At 65.6% G+C, this 23,728-nt stretch carries 25 protein-coding genes and 2 tRNA genes; 14 read left to right on the top strand and 13 right to left on the bottom strand.

The features are described 5' to 3' along the window. Positions 1-178 precede the first annotated feature (178 nt). Entirely contained in the window at positions 179-1,084 is a 906-nt protein-coding gene (locus AC6LJ5_RS03535) for a LysR family transcriptional regulator (RefSeq protein WP_023093368.1), read from the bottom strand. A 305-nt stretch (positions 1,085-1,389) separates the two neighbouring features. On the opposite strand from AC6LJ5_RS03535, the gene AC6LJ5_RS03540 reads away from it, so the two are divergent. Genes AC6LJ5_RS03540 through AC6LJ5_RS03600 form a run of 13 tightly spaced genes read left to right on the top strand, consistent with a single transcriptional unit; the run spans position 1,390 to position 13,719 of the window. Continuing rightward, positions 1,390-3,387: a conjugal transfer protein TraG gene (locus tag AC6LJ5_RS03540; protein WP_001163195.1), complete on the top strand. Its 1,998-nt coding sequence runs from the start codon at positions 1,390-1,392 to the stop codon at positions 3,385-3,387. Continuing rightward, entirely contained in the window at positions 3,384-3,860 is a 477-nt protein-coding gene (locus AC6LJ5_RS03545; protein WP_000085131.1) for a ribbon-helix-helix protein, CopG family, read from the top strand. Before AC6LJ5_RS03540 ends, AC6LJ5_RS03545 begins: the two co-directional genes overlap by 4 nt. Beyond that, complete coding sequence (gene trbB, locus AC6LJ5_RS03550; protein WP_023093367.1) at positions 3,857-4,927, top strand: P-type conjugative transfer ATPase TrbB; 1,071 nt, start codon at positions 3,857-3,859, stop codon at positions 4,925-4,927. The genes AC6LJ5_RS03545 and trbB overlap by 4 nt, the downstream gene beginning before the upstream one ends. Next, positions 4,924-5,310, top strand: a complete 387-nt coding sequence (locus AC6LJ5_RS03555; RefSeq protein WP_000150010.1) for a TrbC/VirB2 family type IV secretion system protein — start codon at positions 4,924-4,926, stop codon at positions 5,308-5,310. The genes trbB and AC6LJ5_RS03555 overlap by 4 nt, the downstream gene beginning before the upstream one ends. Then, entirely contained in the window at positions 5,307-5,576 is a 270-nt protein-coding gene (locus tag AC6LJ5_RS03560) for a VirB3 family type IV secretion system protein (protein ID WP_003092280.1), read from the top strand. The genes AC6LJ5_RS03555 and AC6LJ5_RS03560 overlap by 4 nt, the downstream gene beginning before the upstream one ends. 12 nt (positions 5,577-5,588) lie before the next feature. After that, positions 5,589-8,039, top strand: coding sequence for a conjugal transfer protein TrbE (trbE, locus tag AC6LJ5_RS03565; RefSeq protein ID WP_000933135.1), 2,451 nt, complete (start codon positions 5,589-5,591; stop codon positions 8,037-8,039). Then, positions 8,036-8,779, top strand: coding sequence for a P-type conjugative transfer protein TrbJ (gene trbJ, locus AC6LJ5_RS03570; RefSeq protein ID WP_003092277.1), 744 nt, complete (start codon positions 8,036-8,038; stop codon positions 8,777-8,779). The genes trbE and trbJ overlap by 4 nt, the downstream gene beginning before the upstream one ends. A 12-nt stretch (positions 8,780-8,791) precedes the next feature. Beyond that, positions 8,792-9,118 (top strand): hypothetical protein, encoded by a 327-nt coding sequence (locus AC6LJ5_RS03575; RefSeq protein ID WP_014603538.1) that lies wholly within the window; start codon positions 8,792-8,794, stop codon positions 9,116-9,118. Further along, on the top strand, positions 9,115-10,482 hold the full coding sequence (trbL, locus tag AC6LJ5_RS03580; protein ID WP_023093366.1) for a P-type conjugative transfer protein TrbL: 1,368 nt from the start codon (positions 9,115-9,117) through the stop codon (positions 10,480-10,482). The genes AC6LJ5_RS03575 and trbL overlap by 4 nt, the downstream gene beginning before the upstream one ends. A gap of 18 nt (positions 10,483-10,500) precedes the next feature. Next, complete coding sequence (gene trbF, locus AC6LJ5_RS03585; RefSeq protein ID WP_001211312.1) at positions 10,501-11,205, top strand: conjugal transfer protein TrbF; 705 nt, start codon at positions 10,501-10,503, stop codon at positions 11,203-11,205. After that, positions 11,202-12,194, top strand: a complete 993-nt coding sequence (trbG, locus tag AC6LJ5_RS03590) for a P-type conjugative transfer protein TrbG (RefSeq protein WP_000776560.1) — start codon at positions 11,202-11,204, stop codon at positions 12,192-12,194. The genes trbF and trbG overlap by 4 nt, the downstream gene beginning before the upstream one ends. A 2-nt stretch (positions 12,195-12,196) precedes the next feature. Next, positions 12,197-13,477: a TraB/TrbI/VirB10 family type IV secretion system protein gene (locus tag AC6LJ5_RS03595; RefSeq protein WP_003092274.1), complete on the top strand. Its 1,281-nt coding sequence runs from the start codon at positions 12,197-12,199 to the stop codon at positions 13,475-13,477. After that, positions 13,474-13,719 (top strand): DUF2274 domain-containing protein, encoded by a 246-nt coding sequence (locus AC6LJ5_RS03600; RefSeq protein ID WP_000108283.1) that lies wholly within the window; start codon positions 13,474-13,476, stop codon positions 13,717-13,719. The genes AC6LJ5_RS03595 and AC6LJ5_RS03600 overlap by 4 nt, the downstream gene beginning before the upstream one ends. A gap of 368 nt (positions 13,720-14,087) precedes the next feature. Here the strand turns inward: AC6LJ5_RS03600 and AC6LJ5_RS03605 are convergent, their stop codons facing one another. From AC6LJ5_RS03605 to AC6LJ5_RS03625, 5 genes are read right to left on the bottom strand one after another with little or no spacing between them, the layout of a single operon-like run. Then, entirely contained in the window at positions 14,088-15,134 is a 1,047-nt protein-coding gene (locus AC6LJ5_RS03605; protein ID WP_103272697.1) for a quinone-dependent dihydroorotate dehydrogenase, read from the bottom strand. Positions 15,135-15,182: 48 nt separating this feature from the next. Beyond that, positions 15,183-15,920 carry an arginyltransferase gene (locus tag AC6LJ5_RS03610; protein ID WP_103272698.1) on the bottom strand — a complete coding sequence of 246 codons (738 nt, stop codon included), beginning with the start codon at positions 15,918-15,920 and terminating at the stop codon, positions 15,183-15,185. Between the two features lie 53 nt (positions 15,921-15,973). Next, complete coding sequence (gene aat / locus AC6LJ5_RS03615; protein ID WP_392410643.1) at positions 15,974-16,744, bottom strand: leucyl/phenylalanyl-tRNA--protein transferase; 771 nt, start codon at positions 16,742-16,744, stop codon at positions 15,974-15,976. Continuing rightward, a complete protein-coding gene (locus tag AC6LJ5_RS03620) occupies positions 16,741-17,322 on the bottom strand; it encodes an NUDIX hydrolase (protein ID WP_103272700.1) in 582 nt (193 codons plus the stop codon). Before AC6LJ5_RS03620 ends, aat begins: the two co-directional genes overlap by 4 nt. 10 nt (positions 17,323-17,332) lie before the next feature. Next, positions 17,333-18,262, bottom strand: a complete 930-nt coding sequence (locus AC6LJ5_RS03625; protein ID WP_498139835.1) for a LysR family transcriptional regulator — start codon at positions 18,260-18,262, stop codon at positions 17,333-17,335. Positions 18,263-18,392: 130 nt separating this feature from the next. Between AC6LJ5_RS03625 and AC6LJ5_RS03630 the strand changes: the two genes are divergently transcribed. Further along, positions 18,393-18,794, top strand: coding sequence for a DoxX family protein (locus AC6LJ5_RS03630; protein ID WP_392410641.1), 402 nt, complete (start codon positions 18,393-18,395; stop codon positions 18,792-18,794). Between the two features lie 86 nt (positions 18,795-18,880). Here AC6LJ5_RS03630 and AC6LJ5_RS03635 read toward each other — a convergent pair whose 3' ends face one another. The 7 genes from AC6LJ5_RS03635 to AC6LJ5_RS03665 form a co-directional block, all read right to left on the bottom strand. Next, positions 18,881-19,126: a hypothetical protein gene (locus tag AC6LJ5_RS03635; RefSeq protein WP_498139836.1), complete on the bottom strand. Its 246-nt coding sequence runs from the start codon at positions 19,124-19,126 to the stop codon at positions 18,881-18,883. Continuing rightward, positions 19,123-19,749 carry a DUF2946 family protein gene (locus AC6LJ5_RS03640; RefSeq protein WP_498139837.1) on the bottom strand — a complete coding sequence of 209 codons (627 nt, stop codon included), beginning with the start codon at positions 19,747-19,749 and terminating at the stop codon, positions 19,123-19,125. Before AC6LJ5_RS03640 ends, AC6LJ5_RS03635 begins: the two co-directional genes overlap by 4 nt. Before the next feature lies 1 nt (position 19,750). Next, entirely contained in the window at positions 19,751-20,107 is a 357-nt protein-coding gene (locus AC6LJ5_RS03645; protein WP_498139838.1) for a hypothetical protein, read from the bottom strand. 100 nt (positions 20,108-20,207) lie between these two features. Continuing rightward, positions 20,208-20,281 (bottom strand) — tRNA-Cys (locus AC6LJ5_RS03650). A 54-nt stretch (positions 20,282-20,335) separates the two neighbouring features. After that, positions 20,336-20,411, bottom strand: a tRNA-Gly gene (locus tag AC6LJ5_RS03655). Between the two features lie 238 nt (positions 20,412-20,649). Next, positions 20,650-21,333: a Fe2+-dependent dioxygenase gene (locus tag AC6LJ5_RS03660; protein WP_498139839.1), complete on the bottom strand. Its 684-nt coding sequence runs from the start codon at positions 21,331-21,333 to the stop codon at positions 20,650-20,652. A 23-nt stretch (positions 21,334-21,356) separates the two neighbouring features. Further along, complete coding sequence (locus tag AC6LJ5_RS03665) at positions 21,357-23,564, bottom strand: TonB-dependent receptor (RefSeq protein ID WP_498139840.1); 2,208 nt, start codon at positions 23,562-23,564, stop codon at positions 21,357-21,359. Between the last annotated feature and the right edge of the window lie 164 nt (positions 23,565-23,728).

A 23,728-nucleotide genomic window follows, 5' to 3' on the forward strand; every position in this document is an offset into this window, starting at 1 on the left:
CTAAGTTTCTATTTTTGATATCATAAAATATGATATCAAGGCCTAGGTTCTGCCATCCACCGACTAGGCTATCTCGCAGCGGCGCTACGAAAGGGCGCGTCTCCAATTGAGCCGACTGATTGCTTATTTGTAGTGCGAGGTAGAGTTGTGCTGAGCATGACGATAGGAGCGATCTTGCCTACTTGTTGTTAGCACAGGAAGTGAACAGCAGTGCTCGTATCCAGCGATGTGCTGGATCGTGATGGGTGCGTTCGTGCCAAGCAGCCGTCTTGGTGAACCCCGGTATCTTCACCGGCGGCAGGGAGATAGCCAGCTTGTCCATACCGGCGACCAAGCGGCTCGGCAAGATCGCAACCATGTCACTGGCACGCAGGATGTCTGGCAAGATCAGAAAGCTCTTGACCGACAGTGTGACGCTGCGTCGTTTGCCCAACTGTTCTAGCGCATCGTCGGTGACGCCGCGGAAACCTCCACCATCGTAGGAAACAAGCGCATGGTCGAGAGCACAGAACTGTTTAACGGTCAGCTTGCGCCCCATAGCCGCAGGATGGTCTTCCCGCAGGACACACACATAGTGTTCCTTGAACAGCTCTCGGGCATGCAGATTTGGCGGAGTGATCTCTGGCGTCAGGAGGGCTAAATCGATCTGACCGCGCTCAAGCTGGTTCTGTAGCTGCCCGCTCTCGACTGGCACTAATGAGACTCGTACACGCGGTGCGTGCCGTTTAAGTGCCGATAGAAATGGGACAGCAACGGCACGCAGCGCATAGTCCGTCGCGGCGATGGAGAAGGTCAGTTGTGCGGTGGCCGGATTGAAGGAAGGTGGCTGGAGCAGCGCGTCGATTTCGGCGAGCACCTGCTTGACAGGCATCCCTAGATCCAGCGCCCGCTGCGTTGGAACGATACCCCGCTGCGAGCGCGCGAAAAGCGGGTCACCGAAGCTCTCGCGCAACCGCGTCAGCATGCCACTCAAGGCCGGCTGGGTTAGTCCCAGACGGGCCGCCGCCCGTGTCACATTGCGTTCGTCTAACAATGCGTCCAGCGCCTTGAGCAAGTTGAGATCCATACTCTTGATATTTTTCATTTTTATTCCAATCTTAAATATCATCGTTTTTCATGATATCTAAATATTGCCTATGAGTGGAAGCAAGGCCCATTGACGGCTTTTTTTGGGTAACTTGCTTGGAACTCTGTATGCGCCGCAGTGCGCTTTCGCTTGCGGCGCTTTTCTTTGACTCGCCACCGCGCTCATTCTTTCTTTTCCCTCGACCATTGTGCTGCGAACGGTCTTTGACCGGCACTAGCCCAGAACCGATCCTGACGCCTGCGACACCCCCTGTGCAACGCTTTCAATGAGACACCAGCGCAGGAGAAATCGGAGGACAGGTCATGCAAGGGACGAACGTTCTGTTCGGCCAGATCGCTGTGGTAATCGGCATCGTGATCGCCGGCGTCTGGGGCGCCACACAATGGACAGCAGCGACCCTTGGCTATCAAGTACGCCTCGGATCGCCCTGGTTCGATCTTCTAGGTGTACCGGTTTATCACCCGTGGCGCTTGTTCGAATGGTGGTTCTTCTTTGATGCCTACGCGCCGCACGTCTTCGACACAGGCGGTGCGATTGCGGGTGGTAGCGGTTTGTTCGCTTTACTCGTCGCCATCGCCATGTCGGTATGGCGTTCTCGGCAGTCGCGGCTGGTTACGACTTATGGTTCGGCACGCTGGGCCGATGCCGTCGACATCCGCAAAGCTGGACTGACCCTCCCGGCGGGCGTCTTCCTCGGCCAACACGACGACCAATACCTCCGACATGAGGGGCCGGAACATGTCCTGAGCTTCGCACCCACGCGCTCGGGCAAGGGCGTGGGCTTGGTGGTGCCTACGTTGCTTTCGTGGCCGGCGTCCGCCGTCATTCACGACATTAAGGGAGAGAACTGGAAGATCACGGCGGGCTGGCGTTCGCGCTTTTCGCACTGCCTGCTTTTCAACCCCACCGATAGGCAGTCGGCCGCCTACAACCCGCTGCTTGAAGTCCGGCGCGGCGCACATGAAGTGCGCGACGTGCAGAACATCGCCGACATTCTGGTTGACCCTGAAGGTGCGTTAGAGAAGCGCAATCATTGGGAGAAGACCAGCCACGCGCTACTGGTCGGTGCAATCTTGCATGTTCTGTACGCAGGCGAGGACAAGACGCTGCGCGGCGTCGCCAACTTCCTCAGCGACCCGGCGTGTCCGTTCGAGCTGACGCTGCACCGGATGATGACGACGAAGCACCTGGGCGATGCGCCTCACCCGGTTGTCGCATCCGCTGCCCGCGAAGTGCTCAACAAGTCGGACAACGAGCGATCGGGCGTGCTCTCCACCGCCATGTCGTTTCTCGGCCTGTACCGCGACCCGACCGTGGCCGAAGTCACATCGCGCTGCGATTGGCGCATCGCCGACCTGATTTCCGCCGAGCACCCGGTATCGCTCTATCTGGTGGTGCCGCCCTCCGACATAAGCCGCACCAAGCCGCTGATCCGGCTCATCTTGAACCAGATCGGGCGGCGGCTGACCGAATCGCTCGACGGCAGCGATGGCATCGCGCGCCGGCACAAGCTGCTGCTGATGCTGGACGAGTTTCCGGCGCTGGGTCGCCTCGATTTTTTCGAGTCCGCGCTTGCCTTCATGGCCGGCTACGGCATCCGCAGCTTTCTCATCGCTCAAAGCCTGAACCAGATCGACAAGGCGTATGGGCAGAACCATTCCATCCTCGACAACTGCCATGTCCGGGTGACTTTCGCCACCAACGACGAAAGGACGGCGAAAAGGATTTCCGAAACCCTCGGCACCGCCACCGAGCTTCGCGCGCAGCGCAACTACGCGGGCCACCGCCTCGCTCCGTGGCTGGGGCACCTGATGGTGTCGCGTCAGGAAACTGCACGTCCGCTGCTGACGCCCGGCGAGGTGATGCAGCTTCCACCTGAGGACGCCGTAGTCATGGTGTCCAGCGTTGCCCCGATCCGCGCGAAGAAGCTGCGTTACTACGTCGACGCCAATTTCAAGGATCGCGTCCTGCCACCGCCCGTGCTCGCAGTCGGGAGGTACGCCGACGCGCCGCCAGCCCGCCCCGACGACTGGAGCGGCTTGGCGATCCCGGCCGTACCTACGGCGCCGACCTCGGTATCCGCCGATGGTCCGGGCGGCACCGATGACGGCGGCCCGCGCCGCCAGCTCGAACTCTCCGAAACCGTCGCCTACGAGCCCGAGTTGGACGCGTGTGCGAACGACCTGGAGCTGCTCGATGACGACGACCTGGCGCTCCCGCTTCCCGGCCAGCTCGACCCGGCCATGCAGCGCACGGCCCGGCTGGCTTCTCTCGACCCCAACGACGGAATCGACCTATGAGCCAATACCGCCTCAATCTTTTCATCCAGCCCGAGCACGCCAAGCGCCTGGATGAACTTGCCGCCAAGAAAGGCGTGTCCAAGTCCTCCATCGTCGCAGCGGCCTTGGCGTCCTGGCTGTCACCCGATGCGGGCGACCAGCGTGAGGCCGCCATTGCCAAGCGGCTGGATCGACTGTCGCGGCAGACCGAACGCATGGAGCGCGACCAGAACATCCAGATCGAAACGCTGGCGCTGTTCATCCGCTATTTCTTGACCATCAGCACGCCGGTGCCAGAAGCCCACAAGGACGCGGCCCGCGCCCAGGGCAAAGCGCGCTTCGAGCAGTTCGTCGAGCAGTTGGGTCGCCACCTGCTGCGTGGCCGCAGTCTGGTGCGCGACGTGGTGGAGGAACTGCACCCCGATCCGATGCGGATGGATGACGCAGCAGCGATGGCGTCCGCCGATGAGCGAGCTGCAGAGCGTGCGTCATGAGTGCCGTTCCGCAGATTCCGCCTGAATCTCGCTCATCCGCCGCGGCGTCCCAGGATCGCCGCATCCAGATGCTGCGCACGGCGATGGGGCCGCTGATCGCCGCTGCGCTCGAAGATCCGGATGTTGTGGAAATCATGCTCAACCCCGATCGCACCCTGTGGGTGGATCGGCTGTCGTCGGGTCGCTCGCCGCTGGGCGTGGAGATGCCCGAGGCCGATGGTGAACGCATCATCCGCCTGGTCGCCGCGCATGTCGGCGCGGAGGTGCATCGCGGCCAGCCGCTCTTGACCGCCGAGTTGCCGGAAACCGGCGAGCGTTTCGAGGGCATCCTGCCTCCGGCCGCCCCGGGGCCAGCCTTCGCGCTACGCAAGCGGGCCGTGAGCATCATCGGCCTGGATCGCTACGTGGCCGACGGCATCCTGACCGCCGGGCAGGCCGAGTTCCTGCGCCGCGCCGTGCGCGAGCGGCAGAACATCCTGATCGCCGGCGGCACCAGCACCGGCAAGACCACGCTGGCGAACGCGCTGCTGGCCGAGATCGCCGCCACAGGCGACCGCGTGCTGGTGCTCGAAGACACCATCGAGCTGCAATGCGCGGCCCGCGACCATGTGCCGCTGCGCACCCGCGCCGGCGTCGTCACAATGACCGAGCTGGTGCGGGCCACGATGCGCCTGCGGCCTGACCGCGTGATCGTCGGCGAAGTGCGTGGCGGCGAAGCCCTGGACTTGGTGAAGGTCTGGGGCACCGGCCACCCCGGCGGCATTGCCACCATCCATGCCGGCTCCGCCTTGGGCGCACTGCTGCGTCTGGAGCAACTGATCCTCGAAGTGGCAGTGAATCCGCCCCGCGCCCTGATCGCCGAGGCGGTCAACGTGGTGATTCACATCGCAGGCCGTGGCCGCAAACGTCACGTCGAAACCATCTCCCGTGTCGTCGGCTTCGACGGTGCGGGCTATCGCCTGACAGATGCGCTGGAAACGCCGTTTCCCGAGCTGCCGCCGGTTCCTCTTGCAGCCGCTGCCGCTGCGCCTTCCTCGACCCCTGACCAACCTGGAGAACTGCCATGACGCACGTTGATGCTTTCCGTCTTTCCGTAAATCCTATTTCTCGCCTGTCCAGCATGGCGCGGCTGCGCCACCTGGCCCGTCCCGCAGGGCAAGGGCTGCTGCTGGCCGCGCTGATGCTGTTGCTGGCGGGCACGGCGCAGGCCGCCGGTTCCTCGATGCCGTGGGAAGGGCCGCTGACCTCCATCCTCGAATCCATCCAAGGGCCAGTCGCCCGGATCGTGGCGGTGATCATCATCATCTCGACGGGGCTTGCGCTGGCGTTCGGTGATACCAGCGGCGGCTTTCGCAAGCTGATCCAGATCGTGTTCGGCCTGTCCATCGCGTTCGCCGCGTCCTCGTTCTTCCTGTCGTTCTTCAGCTTCTCCGGAGGGGCCGTCGTATGAGTAAGGCCACCGATCTTCCGGGCTTTGAAGTGCCGCTGCATCGCTCGCTGACCGAGCCGATCCTGCTGGGCGGTGCGCCGCGCACCGTGGCGATTGCCAACGGCACGCTAGCCGCCGCCGTCGGGCTGGGCCTGCAACTGTGGATTCCCGGCGTGGTGCTCTGGATCGTCGGCCACTCGCTGGCCGTATGGGGTGCGCGCGTCGATCCGCAGTTCATGCAGGTCTTCGCGCGGCATATCAAACACCGCCCGCTTCTGGACGTGTGAGGGGAGGACGCCATGCTGAACCTTGCCGAATATCGTCAGCGCCCGGCCTTGCTTGCCGACTGGCTGCCCTGGGCCGGGCTGGTCGCGCCGGGCGTTGTGCTGAACAAAGATGGTTCGTTTCAACGCACGTTCCAGTTTCGCGGCCCCGACTTGGACAGTGCGACACAGGGCGAGCTGATTGCCACGTCGGCGCGGCAGAACAACGCGCTTCGCCGTACCGGGTCTGGCTGGGCCTTCTATATCGAGGCCGAGCGGATGCGGGCATCGAGCTATCCGCAATCCTCCTTTCCCGAACCACTGTCCTGGCTGGTGGATGAGGAGCGACGCGCGGCGTTCGAGGAGTCGGATGGCCATTTCGAGAGCGTCTATCACTTCACGTTGCAACACCTACCGCCGCAAGAGTCTCGCGCCCGTGCGGCTGGGATGCTGTACGAGAACCGGCCCACTGAGGGTGTGGACTGGCGTGGTCGGCTTGATTCCTTCGTGGCAGAGACCGATCGCGTGTTCGACCTGCTCGATGGTGTGATGCCGGAGATTGCCTGGCTGGACGATAGCCAGACGCTGACCTACCTGCATGCCACAGTCTCCACGCGGCGCTATCGCGTCGGCGTGCCCGACGTGCCGTTCCATATCGACGCACTGCTGGCCGATGCCGCGCTGGTCGGCGGCCTGGCGCCCATGCTGGGCGATCAGCACCTGCGCGTGGTGTCGGTACGAGGCTTCCCGACCTCGACCTGGCCGGGGATCTTGGACGACCTCAACCGCCTGGGCTTTGCGTATCGCTGGAGTACGCGCTTCCTGTGCCTGGACAAAGCCGAGGCGGAACGGGAATTGGGGCGCTTGCGGCGCCAATGGTTCGCCAAGCGCAAGAACGTCATCGCGCTGCTGCGCGAAACGATCTTTCAGCAGGAAAGCCCGCTGGTCGATACCGATGCCAGCAACAAGGCCGCCGACGCCGATGCCGCCTTGCAGGAGCTGGGCAGCGATCAAGTCGCCTTCGGCTACCTCACCGCCACGGTGACGGTGCTCGACGCCGACCCGGCCGTGGCCGACGAGAAGCTGCGCATGGTGGAGCGCGTCATCCAGGGCCGGGGTTTCGTGACCATCCCCGAAACCCTCAACGCAGTCGATGCCTGGCTGTCGTCCGTCCCCGGCAACGCATACGCGAACGTGCGTCAGCCCATCGTTTCGACGCTGAACCTGGCGCACATGATGCCGATGTCAGCGGTATGGGCTGGGCCGGAGAAGAACGAACACCTCGATGGCCCGCCGCTGATCGTCACCCGCACCGATGGCGCGACGCCGTTCCGGCTGGTGACGCACATCGGCGACGTGGGGCACACCCTTGTCGCCGGGCCGACCGGCATGGGCAAGTCGGTGCTGCTCGCCATATTGGCCATGCAGTTCCGGCGCTACTTCGGCTCGCGGATCTTCGCCTTCGACATGGGGCGCTCGATGCGCGCCACCATCCTCGGCCTTGGCGGTGAGCACTACGACCTCGGTGCCGATGGCGGCATCGCCTTCCAGCCACTCGCGCGAATAGCCCACGAGGGCTACCGCACCTGGGCCGCCGAATGGGTGGAGGGCCGGCTGCTGCACGAAGGCGTGACGGTCGGCCCGGACGAGAAGGCTGCCATTTGGTCGGCGCTGCGAAGCCTTGCCGGTGCGCCAGTGGAGCAGCGCACCATGACCGGCTTGTCGGTGTTATTGCAGTCCAACGCGCTGCGCCAAGCGCTCGCGCCCTATGTGTTGGGCGGCGCCCACGGCAAGCTGCTGGACGCTGACCACGACCGGCTGGGCATGGCCGACGTGCAGGGCTTTGAGATGGAAGAACTGATGCACAGCCCCGCCGCCGTGCAAGCAGTGCTGCGCTACCTGTTCGCCCGCTTCGACGAACGTTTTGACGGCGCGCCCACGCTGCTGATCCTCGATGAAGCGTGGCTGTTCCTCGATGAGCCGTCCTTCGCGGCCCGCATCCGGCAATGGCTCAAGACGCTCAGAAAAAAGAACGTCAGCGTCATCTTTGCCACGCAGTCGCTGGCCGACATCAAGGACTCGACCATCGCGCCAGCCATCATCGAAAGCTGCGCGAGCAGGATCTTCTTACCTAACCCGCAGGCCACCGAGCCGCAGATTCGCACGATCTACGAAGGCTTCGGCTTGAACAGCCGCCAGATTGAGATCGTGGCGACCGCACAGCCCAAGCGCGATTACTACTACCAGTCGCGCCTCGGCAATCGCCTGTTCGACCTCGACCTGGGGCCTGTCGCGCTCGCATTCGCGGGCGCATCCACCCCTCAAGACCAACGCGATATTGACCGCGTGCTGACGCAGGCCGGCGCTCCCGGCTTCGCCGGCGCGTGGCTGCGCCATCGCGGCCTCGGCTGGGCCGCCGACCTGCTGCCGTCCGCTCCGGCGGCAGCTTCCTTTCTCGCTTCTCAACCGCTGGAGGTTTCACCATGAAGACCAAGCCCCGTTTGCTCTCTGTCTCACTCGCTGCCGTGCTGTCGGTATCGCTGCTGGCCGTGCAGCCCGCATCCGCGCTGACGGTGTTCGACCCGTCCAACTTCGTGCAGAACACGCTGACCGCCGTGCGCACGCTGGAACAGATCAACAACCAGATCAACCAGCTTCAGAACGAGGCGCAGATGTTGATGAACCAGGCCAGGAACCTGGCAAATCTCGACTTCAACATCGTCAACCGCCTGCGCTCGACGCTCGCCACCACCGAGCGCCTGATCGCCGAGGCGCGCGGCTTGGCCTACGACGTGCAGAGCATGGATGCCACGTTCGCCCGCCTGTACCCGGAACAGTACGCCGCCACCATCAGCGGCGACCGCATGGCACAGGACGCCCGCGAACGCTGGCAGAACACCTTGAACGGCTTGCACACCGCGATGCGGATGCAGGCGCAGGTGTCGCAGAACCTCGCCCAAGACGAAAGCGCGCTGGCCGATCTCGTGAGCCAGAGCCAGTCGGCCACCGGCGCGCTGCAAGCGATGCAGGCGACGAACCAGCTCCTGGCTTTGCAGGCCAAGCAGTCGATCCAGGCGCAGCAGCTCCAGATCACGCAAGACCGGGCCGCTTCACTGGAACTGGCGCGGCAAGCGGCGGCTATGGAGCGCGCCCGCGAAGTGCGGCGGCGCTTTCTGGGCACCGGCACGCCGTACACGCCGCAGTCCGTCAACTTCTATAACAACTGACCGGAGGCGGCCATGCGATGCGCTTCCGTCCTGATGGCCGTGCTGCTGACCGCGTGCGGCCAGCAGCCGGCCGAGAACCTGGCCGACGCCCTGGCCGCAGATCCGGTGCGGCTCAAGGCGTTGCGCGGGCAATGCGCGGCCGACCGGCAGGCCGTGGGCGAGGATGCCTGCCGCGCCGCCGCTGAAGCCTTCCGGCGGCGCTTCTTCGCCGGCCATACCGGGCCGGATGAATACAACTCGCTGGCTGAACTCCCGCCGATTCCGCCGAGCTTCGATACGCCCGCAGATGAATTGCCAGAGGGCGCCGTTCCGCTCACTCCGCCCGAGGATTCGCCATGAACGACGTGACCATCATCGACCGTTTCCTCGATACGTTCTCGCGCTACATCGACTCGGGCTTCGGCTTATTGCAGGGCGAAGTGGCATTTCTCACCGCCACGCTCATCGTCATCGACATGACGATCGCTGGCCTGTATTGGGCCATGAGCCACGCCACCGGCCAGGGCGACGACGTGATCGCCAAGCTGCTGCGCAAGGTGCTCTGTGTCGGCGCGTTCGCCTACATCATCGGCAACTTCAACTGGCTGGCGAGCATCGTGTTCCGCTCGTTCGCCGGCTTGGGAATTACCGCTACCGGCTCGGCCATCACGATGGAGAACTTCCTTCAGCCGGGCCGGCTGGCGAAGACCGGCATCGACGCAGCCGCGCCGATTCTGGAACAGATCGGGGACATGGCTGGGTTCCCCGAGGTGTTCGTGAACATCGACCCTATCGTGGTTCTGTTCATCGCCTGGCTGGTGGTGATCCTCTGCTTCTTCGTGCTGGCCGTACAGCTTTTCATCACGCTGATCGAGTTCAAACTGACTACGCTCGCCGGCTTCGTCTTGATCCCGTTTGCACTCTGGAACAAGACCTCGTTCCTCGCGGAAAAGGTGCTAGGCAACGTGGTGTCGTCAGGCATCAAGGTCTTGGTGCTGGCCGTCATCGTCGGCATCGGTTCAGGCCTGTTCGCCGAGTTCCAGGTGCATCCCGACGAACCATCCATCGACCACGCGCTGGTCGTGATGCTGGCCTCGCTCGCGCTGCTGGCGCTGGGCATTTTCGGCCCCGGTATCGCCACCGGCCTGGTGTCCGGTGCGCCACAGCTTGGTGCGGGCGCGATGGCTGGTGCTGCGGTCGGGGCTGTCGGCACCGGCGTTGCCATCGGCGCCGCCGTAACGGGCGTGGGCGGCGCCGTCATGGCCGGGGCACGAATGGCCCCGGCGGCCGCAAAGCTGGCCGGTGCCGGTGCGCGTGCCGCGACTTCGGCGGCCGGCAGTGCCCGATCGGCGTTCCAGGCCGGTTCCGCTGCGGCCGGCGGCGGTGCCAAGGGCGCGGCGGCTGGCCTCGGCAATGTCGCCAAGACTGGCGCACAAGCCGCAGGCCGCAGCGTCACCTCTGGTGCTTCCGCTGTTGGGCAGAAGGTGGCCGACTCCTTCCGCGCTGGCTGGAACGGCACAGAAGCCGGCAGCGACGGTGCTGGCCCCGGCCAGACCGCAGACGGCACCGCAGGCTCGCAGAAGCAACAGCAACCGGCCTGGGCCAAGCGGATGCACCGCCGCCAGCAGGCTACCCATGCCGCGACCACTGCCGCCCACACGCTGCGCGGCGGCGACGGCGGCGGCTCCGGGCAAGGCCCGAGCCTGCGGGATTCCGATACCTAACCTTCAAGGAGAACACCCATGCGATTCAAACGACCGCAGGTGCGCTACGCCGATACGCCGCAGCCTGCCACCCCGTATCAAGCCGCCGCCCAGGTGTGGGACGACCGTATCGGCTCCGCCCGCGTGCAGGCGAAGAATTGGCGCCTGATGGCCTTCGGCTGCCTAGTGCTCGCGCTGTTGATGGCCGGCGGCCTGGTGTGGCGCTCGGCGCAGTCCATCGTGACGCCCTATGTCATCGAGGTCGATCAAGCCGGGCAGGTGCGCGCCGTGGGAGAGGCCGCCACGCCGTACCGGCCCGGCGACGCGCAGATCGCGCACCACCTGGCGCGCTTCGTGACGCTGGTTCGCTCGCTGTCCATCGACCCCATCGTGGTGCGGCAGAACTGGCTCGATGCCTACGACTACACCACCGACAAGGGCGCGGCGGTGCTCAACGACTACGCCCGCACCAATGACCCATTCGCCCGCATCGGCAAGGAATCGGTAACGGTGCAAATCACCAGCGTGGTTCGCGCGAGCGACACGTCTTTCAACGTGCGCTGGACAGAGCAGCGCTATGTCAACGGTGCGCCCGCCGGCACCGAACGCTGGAACGCCGTGCTTTCGACCGTCCTGCAAACCCCGCGTACTGAACAGCGCCTGCTCAAGAACCCATTGGGTATCTACGTCAACGGCCTGTCATGGAGCCGCGAACTGGATTCTTCCGAAGGAGCCAAACCATGAAACTTCGTTTCCGCCTTTACGTTGTTCCTTTGACGCTGCTGGCCCTCGCGGGCTGCGCCTCGCAGGGGAAGCCGCCGCCATCCATCTCGCTCGACGAGACGGTGCTGGCCCAGCCGTTGCCCGAACCGCCCAAGCCCGTCGAAGTCGTCGCCGTCCCTGAACCGCTGGCGCTGCCGGCGCAGTTGAAGCCCCTGCCGGAACTCGATGAGGCCCCCGTTGCGCCGGAGCCGGCCGACGAAAAGGTGCGCGTTTCCCGTGCCAATGCAGAAGCGCGTATCGCGCCTACCCGTGAGGGCTACGTCAACGCGATTCAGGTGTGGCCGTTCACCGATGGCGCGCTTTATCAGGTCTATGCGTCGCCGGGGCGCGTGACGGTGGTTTCGCTTCAACCGGGCGAGGAACTGGTAACGGTCGCCGCCGGCGATACCGTGCGCTGGATCGTGGGCGACACGTCCAGCGGCGGCGGGGCCGATCTGCGCGTCAATGTGCTGGTCAAGCCTATCCGCTCCGGTCTGAAAACCAATCTCGTCATCACCACCAGTCGGCGCACCTACCTGCTGGAGCTGACCTCGACCGAGAGGGCATGGATGGCGTCGGTGTCCTGGGACTATCCGAAAGACCGAATGCTCGCGTTGCAGCGCCAGGCGCAGGCAGCGCAGGCAACAACGCCTGTCGATACGGGCCTGTCGCTGGACAAGATCCGCTTCCGCTACGCGGTATCGGGCAGCAACCCGCCGTGGAAGCCTCTGCGCGCCTTCGATGATGGAGAGAAGGTCTATATCCAGTTCCCGCCGGGCATCGCCCAGGGCGAGCTGCCGCCGCTGTTTGTCATCGGCGCGCAGGGCGACGGGCAACTGGTGAACTACCGTTTTCGCTCGCCGTACTACGTCGTGGATCGCCTGTTCGGCGCGGCCGAACTGCGGCTGGGCGGCGATGGCGGCGACGTGGTGCGGATCGAGCGCACCGATGGTGTTGCACGGAGGAACTGACCATGAGCCAGGATGACACTCCCGACCTTGCCGCGCCGCAGGCGGACAAGGTGGCGCCGGAGGCAGTGGCGCTGCGCGCCCAGCCGCGTCCAGTCACACGCCTGAACCGGCGCTCGCTGGCCATCCTTGCCGGCGTCCTAGCGGTCGCCGTGCTCGGCGCGCTGATGTGGTCGCTGCAACCTCATCGACGCAGCACAGGCGAGCAGACCGAGCTTTACAACGTCGATCGCGTGTCAAAGTCGGAAGGACTGGATGCGCTGCCGACGGACTATTCCAAGCTGCCGCCGGCGTTGCTGCCTGCCGTTCCCGAACTAGGGCCACCGCTGCCGGGCGATCTTGGCCCGGCTATCGTGAAGTCGCAGCAACCGGCGACGGCTGCCTACGCGGCCCCCGGTCACGACCCGAACGATGCCCTGCGAAAAGAAGCCGAGGCGGCCGCGGCCTCGTCCGTGTTCTTCCGCTCGGGTGGGCAGAATGCGGCGCCGGTAGCGCAGACACAGGTGGCCGCTGCGCCGGGCTTCGCCGCCAATGCGGCGTTTGACCCGCTGGCGGCCGGGCCGGCCTCCACGGCGGCCCAACCTGCTGACCCGACAGCGGTGCAAAACCGGCAAGACCAGAAAGAGGCTTTCATGAAAGCTGGCCCCACTGAAACCCGTAATTCCGGCAATCTGACTCTGCCAATTTCGCCGTATCAGGTTATGGCCGGAACAGTGGTCGCAGGTGCCTTGGTGACGGGCATCAAGTCGGACTTGCCCGGCGACGTGATCGCCACGGTGACGGAGCCGGTCTATGACACAGCCACCGGGCGCTTCCTGCTGATTCCGCAGGGTTCGCGCATCCTGGGCAAATACAACAGCCAGGTCAGCTACGGGCAGAGCCGCGTTCAAGTCGTCTGGAACCGGATCATCCTGCCGGACACGTCTTCGCTCACGCTCGACAACCTGGCCGGCACCGACCCAGCCGGCTATGCCGGGCTGGAGGACGATGTGGACTACCACTGGGGCCGCATCTTTGCCGGTGCGGCACTCACCACGCTGCTGGGCGTCGGTGCCGAGCTGGCCGCGCCGGAGAACCGGCAGGATGGTGATCGCGTCATCATCGCTGGGCGCGACAGCGCGCAGGACAGCATCAATCAGGTCGGCCAGGAGATGACCCGGCGCAACCTCAACATCCAGCCGACCTTAACGCAACGGCCGGGCCTGCCGGTTCGCATCATCGTCAACCGGGATCTGGTGCTGCGGCCGTACCAGCCGCTGTTCTTCAACCGGGGGACTTCACGATGAGCACGACCAAGAAGCTGCGGCTCGGCCCGCTGCCGAAGACCGAGAGCACCAAGCTGACTTTCGTTTGCCCGACCAGCTTGAAAGTCGACCTCGACCGCTACGCCGCGCTACACGCGCAGGCGTATGGCGAGGCCGTTGATGCGGCGACGCTGATCCCGCATATGCTGGAAGCGTTCATGGCGGGGGATCGAGGATTCAGGAAGGGCACGGCGACCCGCAGCACACCACCGAAGCCGCCATGATTGCACCGCATGCTATTCAACGGCATCCATCGAACGCGCAGCCCAGGCTGCGCGTTCTTCATTCTGGATGCCGCCGAGCCTGTTGGGCTATGATGATGCGACAGGCCCGCCGTTCCTCGGCAATCCAGCACTACACAGTGCGATGCGGCTTTCTCTCCCAACGCTCCTATGTCGCTCCTAGCCGACAACGCCGCTCTTCTTCTAAGCGGCCCCGAAAGGAGCTAACCTACTGTCCCATATACGGTTTCAAGTCCTTCTTGATTTGCGCGAAAGAATTGACACCGGCACTTTTTTGCCTGCGATTTGCGTGCCTTCGGCCCAAGAGGGGGGCGAGGCCCCGGCCCGTGCAGGCCGGGATCGCGGGGCGCTCAGCGCGCGCCGGCGACCGCCTTGACGCATTCGCCCACCAGCGCCGGGCCGCGATAGATCAGGCCGGTGTAGAGCTGCACCGCGTCGGCGCCGGCCTGCATCTTTTCCTGGGCCGCTTTGCCGGACAGCACGCCGCCCACGCCGATGATGGCCATGCGGCTTCCCAACTGTTCCTTCAGGCGCCGGATCACCGCCAGCGACAGCTCGTGCACGGGCGCACCCGACAGGCCGCCCGCTTCCTCGGCGTGGGCCATGCCCGCGACCGCATCGCGCGACAGCGTGGTGTTGGTGGCGATGACGCCATCGATGCCGTGGCGCGGCAGCGTGTCGGCGATGGCGTCGATCTGCTCCTGGGTCAGGTCCGGGGCGATCTTCACGGCCATCGGCACGCGGCGCTGATGCTGGTCCTCGAGCGCCTTGCGCTTGTCGGCCAGCTGGGCCAGCAGCGCTGACAGCTCGTCGCCGCCCTGCAGCGCGCGCAGGTTCTTGGTGTTGGGCGAGGAAATATTGACCGTCACGTAGTCGGCGTGCGGATACACGCCTGCCAGGCCGATCAGGTAATCGTCGGCGGCGCGCTCGATGGGCGTGTCGGCGTTCTTGCCGATGTTCAGCCCCAGGATGCCGCCCTGTTTGCGCCACTGGCTGCGCTGTACGTTGGCGAGAAAGGCGTCCAGGCCCTGGTTGTTGAAGCCCAACCGGTTGATCAGCGCATTGGCGCGCGGCAGGCGGAACATGCGCGGCTTGGGGTTGCCGGGCTGCGCGCGCGGGGTCACGGTGCCGACCTCGATGAAGCCGAAACCCAGGTTGCCGAGCGCGTCGATGTAGGCGCCGTTCTTGTCCAGCCCCGCGGCCAGGCCGATGGGATTGGCCAGCCGCATGCCCATCAGCGTGGTCGGCGCCTGCGGCTGCGCGTGCAGCAGCTTGCGCGTGGCACCGCACTCATAGGCGCGTTGCAGCCCGGACAAGGTGACTTCGTGGGCGGTTTCCGCGTCCATGGCAAACAGCGCCGGGCGGGCCAGGGGATAGGCGTGGAAGAGGATAGACATGAGGCGGGATTGTAATTTGTCTTGAGGCGGCCCGTCCGCCGCCGCCGCTCAGGCCGTCGGCGCCGGCGGGCCGTCCCGCCATTGCCCGTCCACCAGGAACTGCGCGGGGTGGAAGCTGGCCTTGTAGGACATCTTGCGGCTTTCGGCGATCCAATAGCCCAGGTACAGCCAGGGCAGGTTGAGCGTGCGGCACTGCTCGATCTGCCAAAGGATGCTGTAGGTGCCGAGGCTGCCGGGCACGTCCGGATCGTAGAAGGTGTAGACCGAGGACAGGCCATCGTCCAGCACGTCGATGATGGACACCATCACCAGCGCGCCCGCGGGATCGCGGAATTCCACCAGCCGCGTGTTGACGCGGCTGGTGAGCAGGAACTGTGCATACTGGGTGCGGCTGTCCTCGTCCATGCCGCCGCCGGGATGGCGGCCCTGCTGGTAGCGCGTGTACAGGCGGTAATGCTCGGGCGACCAGGCCAGCTCGGCCACGAAGGACTGCAGCGGCTGGTGGTCGCGCCAGGCGCGGCGCTGGCTGCGGTTGGGTGCGAAGGCCGCGGCGTCCACGCGCACCGGCACACAGGCCTGGCAGTTGTCGCAATGGGGACGGTAGGTGAACAGGCCGCTGCGGCGAAAGCCCTGCTCGACGAGCTGGGAATACGTGCCGGCGTTGATCAGGTGGCCGGGCGCAGCCACTTGCGACCGGGCCTGGCGACCCGGCAGATAGCTGCAAGGGTAGGGAGCGGTCGCGTAGAACTGCAGCGTGGAGAAGGGTAATTCTTTTAGCTGGCTCATGGGATGCCCGGGATGCGCGGGCGGGCCCGCGTGGGACGGCTACATATTAACGCTTAAGCGGCGGATTCCGGCTCGTCCTTGCGGGCGAGCGGATGCAGCATGCCGGCGCTGTCCAGCCAGCCGGGCGTCCAGGCCAGCGACGGCTGCGCGGTGGCGGCGCGCACGTGTTGCAGGAACTTCGAACGCGCGATCGGGCGGGCGCCCAGGCTGGCCAGGTGGCGGGTCTGCTGCTGGCAGTCGATCAGCGCCACGCCTTGCGCCGTCAGGTGTCGCACCAGGTAGGCCAGGGCGATCTTGGAGGCGTCGGTGCTGCGGGTGAACATGGATTCGCCGTAGAACATGCGCCCCAGGCTGATCCCGTACAGGCCGCCGGCCAGTTCGCCGTCGATCCAGGTTTCGATGCTGTGTACGACGCCGGCCTGATGCCAGGCCAGGTAGGCTTCCTGCATCGCGGCGGTGATCCAGGTGCCGGGCTGCCCGTCGCGCGGCGCCGCGCATTGGCGCATGACCTCGGCGAAGGCCGTGTCCACGCGCACCTGCACGCGCGGCGTGGCCGCGTGCTCGTCGCGCGCGATCTGGCGCAGCAGCTTGCGCAGCGAGTGCGAGGGCGAGAAATGCGCGCACTCCAGCACCATGCGCGGATCCGGGCTCCACCACAGCACGGGTTCGCCTTCCGAGTACCAGGGGAAGATGCCGCTGGAATAGGCCTGGGTCAGGCGCTGCACCGACAGGTCGGCGCCGGCCGCGAGCAGGCCGTCCGGTTCCGTCAGCGCGAACTCCGCGGGCGGAAACGGCGTGTCTGCGGCGAGCCAGGGCAGCTTCAACGGTGCGATTCTAGGGTGTAGTGATGCGGGCCGAAGGCGCCATGCTTGCGGTCTTCGAAGTAGCGGCGCAGGGTGCTGGACACCGTGCGGAAGGCCAGATCGTCCCACGGGATCTCGGCCTCGTCGTAGTAGCGCGCTTCCAGGCTTTCGGGGCCGGGATCCAGCTCGGGGCCCAGCGCCTGCGCCAGGTAGAACACATGCACCTGCTCGATCTGCGGCACGTCGATGATGGTGTAGATCTCGCCCAGTTCGATGCGGGCGCCGGATTCTTCCAGCGTTTCGCGCGCCGCGCCCTGCGCGGTGCTTTCGCCCAATTCCATGAAGCCCGCCGGCAGCGTCCAGGTGTTGTAGCGCGGCTCGATCGCGCGCCGGCACAGCAGCACGCGGTTTTCCCAGACCGGAACCGTGCCGACCACCAGCCGGGGGTTCTGGTAGTGGATCGCGCCGCAATGGTCGCAGATGTCGCGCTCGCGGTTGTCGCCTTCGGGCACGCGGCGGTTCACGGGCGAACCGCATTGGCTGCAGAAGCGCGCCCGGCGCGGCGCGGGGAAATACTCGATGGGCGATTTTGCGGTCATGGACGGGATTCTACCGGCTGCGGCGCTTCGCTGCGCCGGGGGCGGGCATCGGGCGGGGCGCGGCGAAACGCGCCTCCAGGTGCTCGACGAAGGAGCGGACTTTTGGGGACAGAAAGCGGCGGTGCGGATACACGGCATACATGGCGATGGAGGTGTTCGTGTAGTCCGTCAGGATCTCGGTGAGGCGGCCGGCGCGCACGTCCTCGCCAACCAGGAACTCCGGTTGCAGGATGACGCCATGCCCGGCCAGCGCGGCGGTGCGCAGCACGTCGCCGTTGTTGGCCCGCAGCGCCGCGTTCACGCGCAGCAGCCTCACCTGTCCGTCCTTCTCGAAATGCCATTCGTTGCCGGTGCTGGCGTAGGCGTAGTGCAGGCAGCGGTGAAGCTTCAGGTCCTCGGGCGTGGCCGGCGTGCCATGCCGGCGCAGGTAGTCGGGCGAGGCGCAGACCAGCAGTCGCTGCGGCGCCAGTGGCCGCGCCACCAGCGAGGAGTCCTGCAATGGGCCGATGCGCACGGCCACGTCGTAGCCGTCTTCCACCAGGTCCACCACGCGGTCGTTCAGGTCCAGGTCGATGACCACGTCCGGGTACTGCTGCAGGTATTCGGCGATGGCCGGCCCCAGGTGCAGGATGCCGAAGGACACGGGGGCGCTGATGCGCAGCCGGCCGCTGGGGCGCTGGCCTTCGGCCTGCAGGGCCTGCTCCAGGTCCGCCACCTCGGCCAGTATCGGGCGCACGCGTTCATAGAAGGCGCGTCCGGCGTCCGTCATGCTGAGCTTGCGGGTAGTGCGGTTGAGCAGCCGCACGCCGTACTTTTGTTCCAGATAGGCGATCTGGCGCGTCACCACGGAGCGGGCCTGGCCCATCTTGTCCGCGGCGGCGGCGAAGGAGCCCAGTTCCACGACCTTGGCGTAGGTCTGCATGGCGGTATGCGTATCCAAGATTGTTTCCTTTTTGGGAACAATAATTTGCGATTTTGCATGTTTATCTTTGTTTTAGGAATCGCAAAAATGGCGCCCATCAAGAATCTTCCCGTCCTGGGCGATTCATGTTCCAGACAAGGAGAACGCAATGATCGATAACCGTACCGCGCCCTATGCGGCGCTGCTGCTGCGCGTGGCGCTGGGCGTCATGTTCCTGGCCCACGGCCTGACCAAGCTGCTGGTGTACACGCTGCCGGGCACGGCGCAGTTCTTCGCCAAGATCGGTTTCGCCGGCTGGCTGGCCTATCCCGTGACCATCTTCGAAGTCGCCGCGGGCGTGCTGCTGATCCTGGGCGTGTGGCCGCGCTGGGTCGCCGCCATCGCGGTGGTGCAGCTGTTCGTCGCGTCGACCGTGCATTTCGGCAATGGCTGGGGGTTCGGCAATACGGGCGGCGGTTGGGAGTACCCGATTTTCCTGACCGTGGTGGCGGCCGTGCTGGCGCTGCTGGGTGACGGTAAGTTCGCGCTCAAGCCGGGCCAGCGAGGCTGAGCGTCAGGCGCGGCCATGCCCGTGAGGGAGGCGCATCCGGGGTGGCGGCGGCTGGCTGCCGTGCAACCTGGATCGCCGTCCCGGCTTCAGGCGCTACTGGCTGGGAATGTCTGGCGCCACTGTTCGTAGACTGCCGGGGCTTGCGGCACGTCGGTGAAATAGTTGAGGACGGTGCCGCTTTCCCATAAAGCGACGATATCGCGCTCGGCGATGGGCGAGGATTTCCAGTAGTGGGCAGGCTGGCATCGATATCCAAACGGGCCGCTTTGATCATCGGCGGCAAGATGGTCGATCAGTCCTTGGGACAGGCCGATATCGCGCAAGCTGGTCATTTGGGGGTGTCGCCGGGTGAGTGTGCGGTTGCCGCTACGGGAGCGGCGGGTTCGAAACCGAGGATCCGCGGCAGGTCCGCGCGCGTCGCCATGCGCAGCGGCGCCCGACCATAAGCCGCGCATTCAACCATCAGGGGCGGCTGTCCAGGTGTCAGTTCGGCCAGGGCGTCCAGCGGCATGGCGCCGTCTTGCGCGCGCAATTGGTCCAGCAGCGCCGGCAGATCACGGTCCAGCACGATGCCGGGGCCAGCGGGCGTCACGGCATACAGGCTGCCCGCGTCGTCCAGCCACCAGGCGCTGACCGCCGTGACTGGCTGGTTCGTGTGCGTCAGCAGGGCCCGGCCAGCGTCGTCCAGGCGCAGCACATAAGGCGCCGCGTCCAGCCGCAGGTAGACGCGCTGCGGCCCGTTCTGGAAGAACCAGCGGCCGGCGTCGTCATGCGTGTAGTTGCGGCCGATGAAATCCAGGATCTGGGGATTGGTGATGGATTCGCCGGGGCCGCCCTGCGCGGACAGTCCCTGCGGGTGAAAGCGCCAGCGGCCGCGCGCGTCTAGCGACAGCCAGCCGTGCGCCGCCGGCACGTCGGGCCAGCGGGCGATGGCGTCTTTCACCGATTGATCCATCTCAGGGCCTGATCACGATGGGGGGCGGGTTGATCACGATCGCGGGCGCGACCGGCATCATGGGAACCATGGCCGGCCGCGGCGCGTAGCCGTAAGCATAGCCCTGGTCGTCATCGTCATCCCGGCACTTGCGCTTTTCGCTGTAGTCGCCGTTGCGCTTCCATTTGCGCTCGACCTTACAGGCGCCGTCCCAGTACTTTTCTTTGTACTCACCGCGCTTGTAGCGGTGGTGGTGATCGTCGTCGTCGGCCCGGGCCGCCAGGGGCGCCAGGGCGATCAGCGTGGCGGCGGATAGCACCCACAGGATCGCGGCGGGACGGCGGCCCGCCGACGCGCGGGATTCCATATTCTTGAGCATGGTGGTGTCGTCAGTGGAAAACGGCGACACCATAGCAATCATCCGCCTGACCGGAGGTAGGGATGGGTAACCAGATGCTCAGGGGGAAGGGAAAGGATGCTGGAGGCGCAAGCCGGAATCGAACCGACGTACACGGATTTGCAATCCGCTGCATAACCACTCTGCCATTGCGCCAGCACTTGCAAGAAAAAAGGAAGCGCGGGATGGCCGTTGCTTCCTTTTTGTATTTGGAGCGGGAGACGAGTCTCGAACTCGCGACCTCAACCTTGGCAAGGTTGCGCTCTACCAACTGAGCTACTCCCGCGTTTGCATTGCTGCATTTTGATGCTTGCCGTTCATTGTTCGCAGGCCGCTATTCGCGATTTGCTGCGCACTGGCATTCACCAAAGACAGCGATTATACACAGATTTCGGGACGTGTGCGTGAAAGTGGCAAGGCGGGCGCAAGATGGCGGTCAGCCGGAGCGTGGGCGCCGCCTAATGCCGACCTGCGTGGCCGGCGTCGGCGGCGCCCGGGGGCTTTGGAGAGGTCTACGCTGGGCGCTAGGGATGCGCCCAGCGGCGCAGCAGGTTGTGGTAGGTGGCGGTCAGGCGAACCACCACGCCATGGCCGGCGCCCAGCTGCTGCCCGGCATCCTGGATGGCGCCGTCCAGGTCGAACAGCAGCCCGCGCTGGCCATCGTCGCGGATCATGCTCTGGATCCAGAAGAATGAGCACAGGCGCATGCCGCGCGTCACCGGCGTGACGCGATGCAGGCTGCCGGCGGGATACAGCACCATGTCTCCCGCCGGCAGCTTGACCGCATGTTCGCCATAGGTGTCCTGGATGACCAGCTCGCCGCCGTCGTAGCTGTCCGGCTCGGACAGGAACAGCGTGGCCGACAGGTCGGTGCGGATGCCGGACGTCGCGCCGGGCGCATAGCGGATGGCGTTGTCCACGTGCAGGCCGAAGGACTGGCCTTCGCCGTAGACGTTGAACAGCTTCGGGAAGATGCGCGCCGGCAGCGCGGCCGACATGAAGAGCGGATTGCGGGCCAGGCCCTGGTCGATCAGCGCGGCGGCCTGCAGCCCCTGTTCGGAATCGGCGGGCAGCTGCAGGTTGTTCTTCACCAGGGCGGACTGGAAGCCGGCGGTGCCACGGCCGTCCTGCCAGTCCGCCTGCTGCAGCAGTTGCCGGCAGCTCGTGAGCGGGCCGGTGGCCAGCACGCCGGGTACGTGGACGATCATCGCGGCGGCTTCCTGTCTGTGGCCTAGAACTTGTAGATAGCCGACAGCATGGCCGAGCGGCCGTCGCCGTACTCGATGGCGGACGAGCGCGACTCGTTGCCCACCACCTGGCGCACGCGTTCGACGTAGGCCTTGTCGGTCAGGTTCTCGACGTTGAGCTGCAGCTTGAGGTTGCGGTTCACGTCGTAGGACGCCATCACGCTGTGGACCCAGTAGGCGTCGAGCTTGCCGTCGCCCTGCGAGGTGACGTTGCGCGTGCCCACGGCGCGCGCGCCATAGCCGACCGTCCAGCCGCCGGGCAGGGCATAGGTGGTCCACAGGCTGAAGGAGTTGCGCGGCGTGTTGCCCAGGGCGCGGCCGATGCGCAGCGGCTGGGTGGTCGACTTGCGCGTTTCGCTGTCCATGTAGGTGTAGTTGGCGTACACGTCCCACTGCGGCGTGACCTTGCCGGACAGGTTCAGCTCCAGGCCCTTCACGCGCTGGGCGCCGGCGAGCAGGTAGCTGCCATCGGCCAGCGCTTCGCGGGCATTGGTCTTGTCCACCTGGAACAGTGCGCCGCCCAGCGCCAGGCGTTGGTCCAGCAGTTCCCATTTGGTGCCCAGCTCGACCGTGCGGTTCTTTTCCGGCGCCAGGCTGTTGTTCCTGGCATCCAGGCCGCCGCCCGTGGTGACCAGGAATTCCGCCGACGGGTTGAAGGACGTGCCATAGGCCACATAGATGCGGCCGTTCTCGGCGGGCTTGAACGTCAGGCCGACGCGCGTGCTGAGCTTGCGATCGGCGCTGTCGACATCCAGGCGCGCGCCGCCGACGGGGCGGCTGGACGACTTGGCGTCGATCCAGTCGTAGCGCAGTCCCAGGCTGACATCGAACATCCGTCCCAGCGCGATGGTGTCCATCGCATAGAGCGCCTTGGTGTCCAGGCTGGTCTTGTTGCGGGCGGACGCGCTCTTGCTGGTGGGGCCATCCCAGCGGCCGGGCGGACGGGCCAGTTCGAAGCCACCCGCCGGATAGTAGCGGTTGATGTTGTAGGAGTAGGTCGTGCGGTCATAGGTTTCGCGTGAGATCTCGAAACCCGTCACCAGCGTATGACCCAGGCCGAAGGTGTCGAACTTGCTGGTCAGGTTGGTCTGGTTGACCCACATTTCGGTGGTGGAATCGCGGCCATAGCCCTGCGGGCCCGCCGGCTTGTAGTAGCCTGGCCGCATGCCGCGCAGATCCACGTGCGAGGCCGATACGGTCGTGTCACGGCTCAGGCTGGAATAGCGGGTCAGGTTCTGCAGCTTGAGGTCGGCCGAGAAGTCGTGCTCGAGCTTGGCGGTGAGCGCGTTGGACTGAATCTTCTCCTTGTCCAGGTTGCGCCAGCCGAAATAGGACTCCCGCGAGACGCCGTCGAGTCGCTTGCCATAGAGCGCCGGCACGCCGAAATCGGGCAGGTTGTCGTCGGTCTGGTGCAGGAAGCTCAGCGTCAGCCGCGTCGGTCCGTTCATGCCCAGCGTCAGTGAAGGCGCCACGCCCCAGCGGCGCTTGTAGATTTGATCACGGCCGGGCACGTCGTTGCCATGGGCCATCAGGTTCAGGCGGAAGGCGGCGAAGCCTTCGCTGCCCAGCGTCTGGTTGGTGTCGACCGTGAGCCGCTTGTAGCGGTCGGTGCCCAGGCGCGCGGCGATCTCGGTGGAATCCGTGGACTTGGGCTGCTTGCTGATCATGTTGATGCTGCCGCCGGTGGTGCCCGAGCCGCCGAAGACCGAGTTGGGCCCCTTGATGACTTCCACCGAGTCGAGGTTGAAGAGGTCGCTGCGGCTGGTCTGCGCGCTGTCGCGCAGGCCGTCCACCTGCATGTTCGCGTTGGCGCTGAAGCCGCGGATGTTGATCGAGTCGCCGGAACCGCCGCCGCCTTCGCCCGCGTTGAAGGTGATGCCCGAGACATTGGACAGGGCCTGCCGCAGGCTGAGCGCGTTCTGTTCGTCCAGCACCTGGCGCGGCACCACGGTGATGGTCTGCGGCACGTCCAGCAGCGGCACGGCGTACTTGGCCGATCCGGAAACGTCGGTCTTGGAACCCGTGACCGCCTGCCCGCTGACCGTGACCGGCGCCAGTTGCACGCTCGTGCCGTCGGCGGCGCCTTGGGCATAGGCCGGCGCGGCCAGGGTGGCGGCGGTTGCGGCCGCGAAGGCGGAATAGAGACTGGCGCGGGGCGGCAGGGCGCGGGAGCGGATGTGCGGCGAGGTCATGATGAAATCCTTTTAATAGGAATGGTTCCTATTTCTATTAAAGATTTATCGAGCCTGTCGCCGCAATCGGATAAGTCCTATTCGTGATGGAAATGTATGAGCCGGCGCGCCGCGGGTCATCCTGAGCGCGGCAGCCGCCAACAGGATGATCCCCACGCTCGCCA

Source organism: Achromobacter sp. 1011791174 (assembly GCF_059760925.1).

Excerpts from the sequence above, each read along its gene's own strand:
- AC6LJ5_RS03535 (WP_023093368.1), bottom strand. The coding sequence starts at position 1,084 with ATGAAAAATATCAAGAGTATGGATCTCAACTTGCTCAAGGCGCTGGAC.
- AC6LJ5_RS03540 (WP_001163195.1), top strand. The coding sequence starts at position 1,390 with ATGCAAGGGACGAACGTTCTGTTCGGCCAGATCGCTGTGGTAATCGGC.
- AC6LJ5_RS03545 (WP_000085131.1), top strand. The coding sequence starts at position 3,384 with ATGAGCCAATACCGCCTCAATCTTTTCATCCAGCCCGAGCACGCCAAG.
- trbB (WP_023093367.1), top strand. The coding sequence starts at position 3,857 with ATGAGTGCCGTTCCGCAGATTCCGCCTGAATCTCGCTCATCCGCCGCG.
- AC6LJ5_RS03555 (WP_000150010.1), top strand. The coding sequence starts at position 4,924 with ATGACGCACGTTGATGCTTTCCGTCTTTCCGTAAATCCTATTTCTCGC.
- AC6LJ5_RS03560 (WP_003092280.1), top strand. The coding sequence starts at position 5,307 with ATGAGTAAGGCCACCGATCTTCCGGGCTTTGAAGTGCCGCTGCATCGC.
- trbE (WP_000933135.1), top strand. The coding sequence starts at position 5,589 with ATGCTGAACCTTGCCGAATATCGTCAGCGCCCGGCCTTGCTTGCCGAC.
- trbJ (WP_003092277.1), top strand. The coding sequence starts at position 8,036 with ATGAAGACCAAGCCCCGTTTGCTCTCTGTCTCACTCGCTGCCGTGCTG.
- AC6LJ5_RS03575 (WP_014603538.1), top strand. The coding sequence starts at position 8,792 with ATGCGATGCGCTTCCGTCCTGATGGCCGTGCTGCTGACCGCGTGCGGC.
- trbL (WP_023093366.1), top strand. The coding sequence starts at position 9,115 with ATGAACGACGTGACCATCATCGACCGTTTCCTCGATACGTTCTCGCGC.
- trbF (WP_001211312.1), top strand. The coding sequence starts at position 10,501 with ATGCGATTCAAACGACCGCAGGTGCGCTACGCCGATACGCCGCAGCCT.
- trbG (WP_000776560.1), top strand. The coding sequence starts at position 11,202 with ATGAAACTTCGTTTCCGCCTTTACGTTGTTCCTTTGACGCTGCTGGCC.
- AC6LJ5_RS03595 (WP_003092274.1), top strand. The coding sequence starts at position 12,197 with ATGAGCCAGGATGACACTCCCGACCTTGCCGCGCCGCAGGCGGACAAG.
- AC6LJ5_RS03600 (WP_000108283.1), top strand. The coding sequence starts at position 13,474 with ATGAGCACGACCAAGAAGCTGCGGCTCGGCCCGCTGCCGAAGACCGAG.
- AC6LJ5_RS03605 (WP_103272697.1), bottom strand. The coding sequence starts at position 15,134 with ATGTCTATCCTCTTCCACGCCTATCCCCTGGCCCGCCCGGCGCTGTTT.
- AC6LJ5_RS03610 (WP_103272698.1), bottom strand. The coding sequence starts at position 15,920 with ATGAGCCAGCTAAAAGAATTACCCTTCTCCACGCTGCAGTTCTACGCG.
- AC6LJ5_RS03620 (WP_103272700.1), bottom strand. The coding sequence starts at position 17,322 with ATGACCGCAAAATCGCCCATCGAGTATTTCCCCGCGCCGCGCCGGGCG.
- AC6LJ5_RS03630 (WP_392410641.1), top strand. The coding sequence starts at position 18,393 with ATGATCGATAACCGTACCGCGCCCTATGCGGCGCTGCTGCTGCGCGTG.
- AC6LJ5_RS03635 (WP_498139836.1), bottom strand. The coding sequence starts at position 19,126 with ATGACCAGCTTGCGCGATATCGGCCTGTCCCAAGGACTGATCGACCAT.
- AC6LJ5_RS03640 (WP_498139837.1), bottom strand. The coding sequence starts at position 19,749 with ATGGATCAATCGGTGAAAGACGCCATCGCCCGCTGGCCCGACGTGCCG.
- AC6LJ5_RS03645 (WP_498139838.1), bottom strand. The coding sequence starts at position 20,107 with ATGCTCAAGAATATGGAATCCCGCGCGTCGGCGGGCCGCCGTCCCGCC.
- AC6LJ5_RS03660 (WP_498139839.1), bottom strand. The coding sequence starts at position 21,333 with ATGATCGTCCACGTACCCGGCGTGCTGGCCACCGGCCCGCTCACGAGC.
- AC6LJ5_RS03665 (WP_498139840.1), bottom strand. The coding sequence starts at position 23,564 with ATGACCTCGCCGCACATCCGCTCCCGCGCCCTGCCGCCCCGCGCCAGT.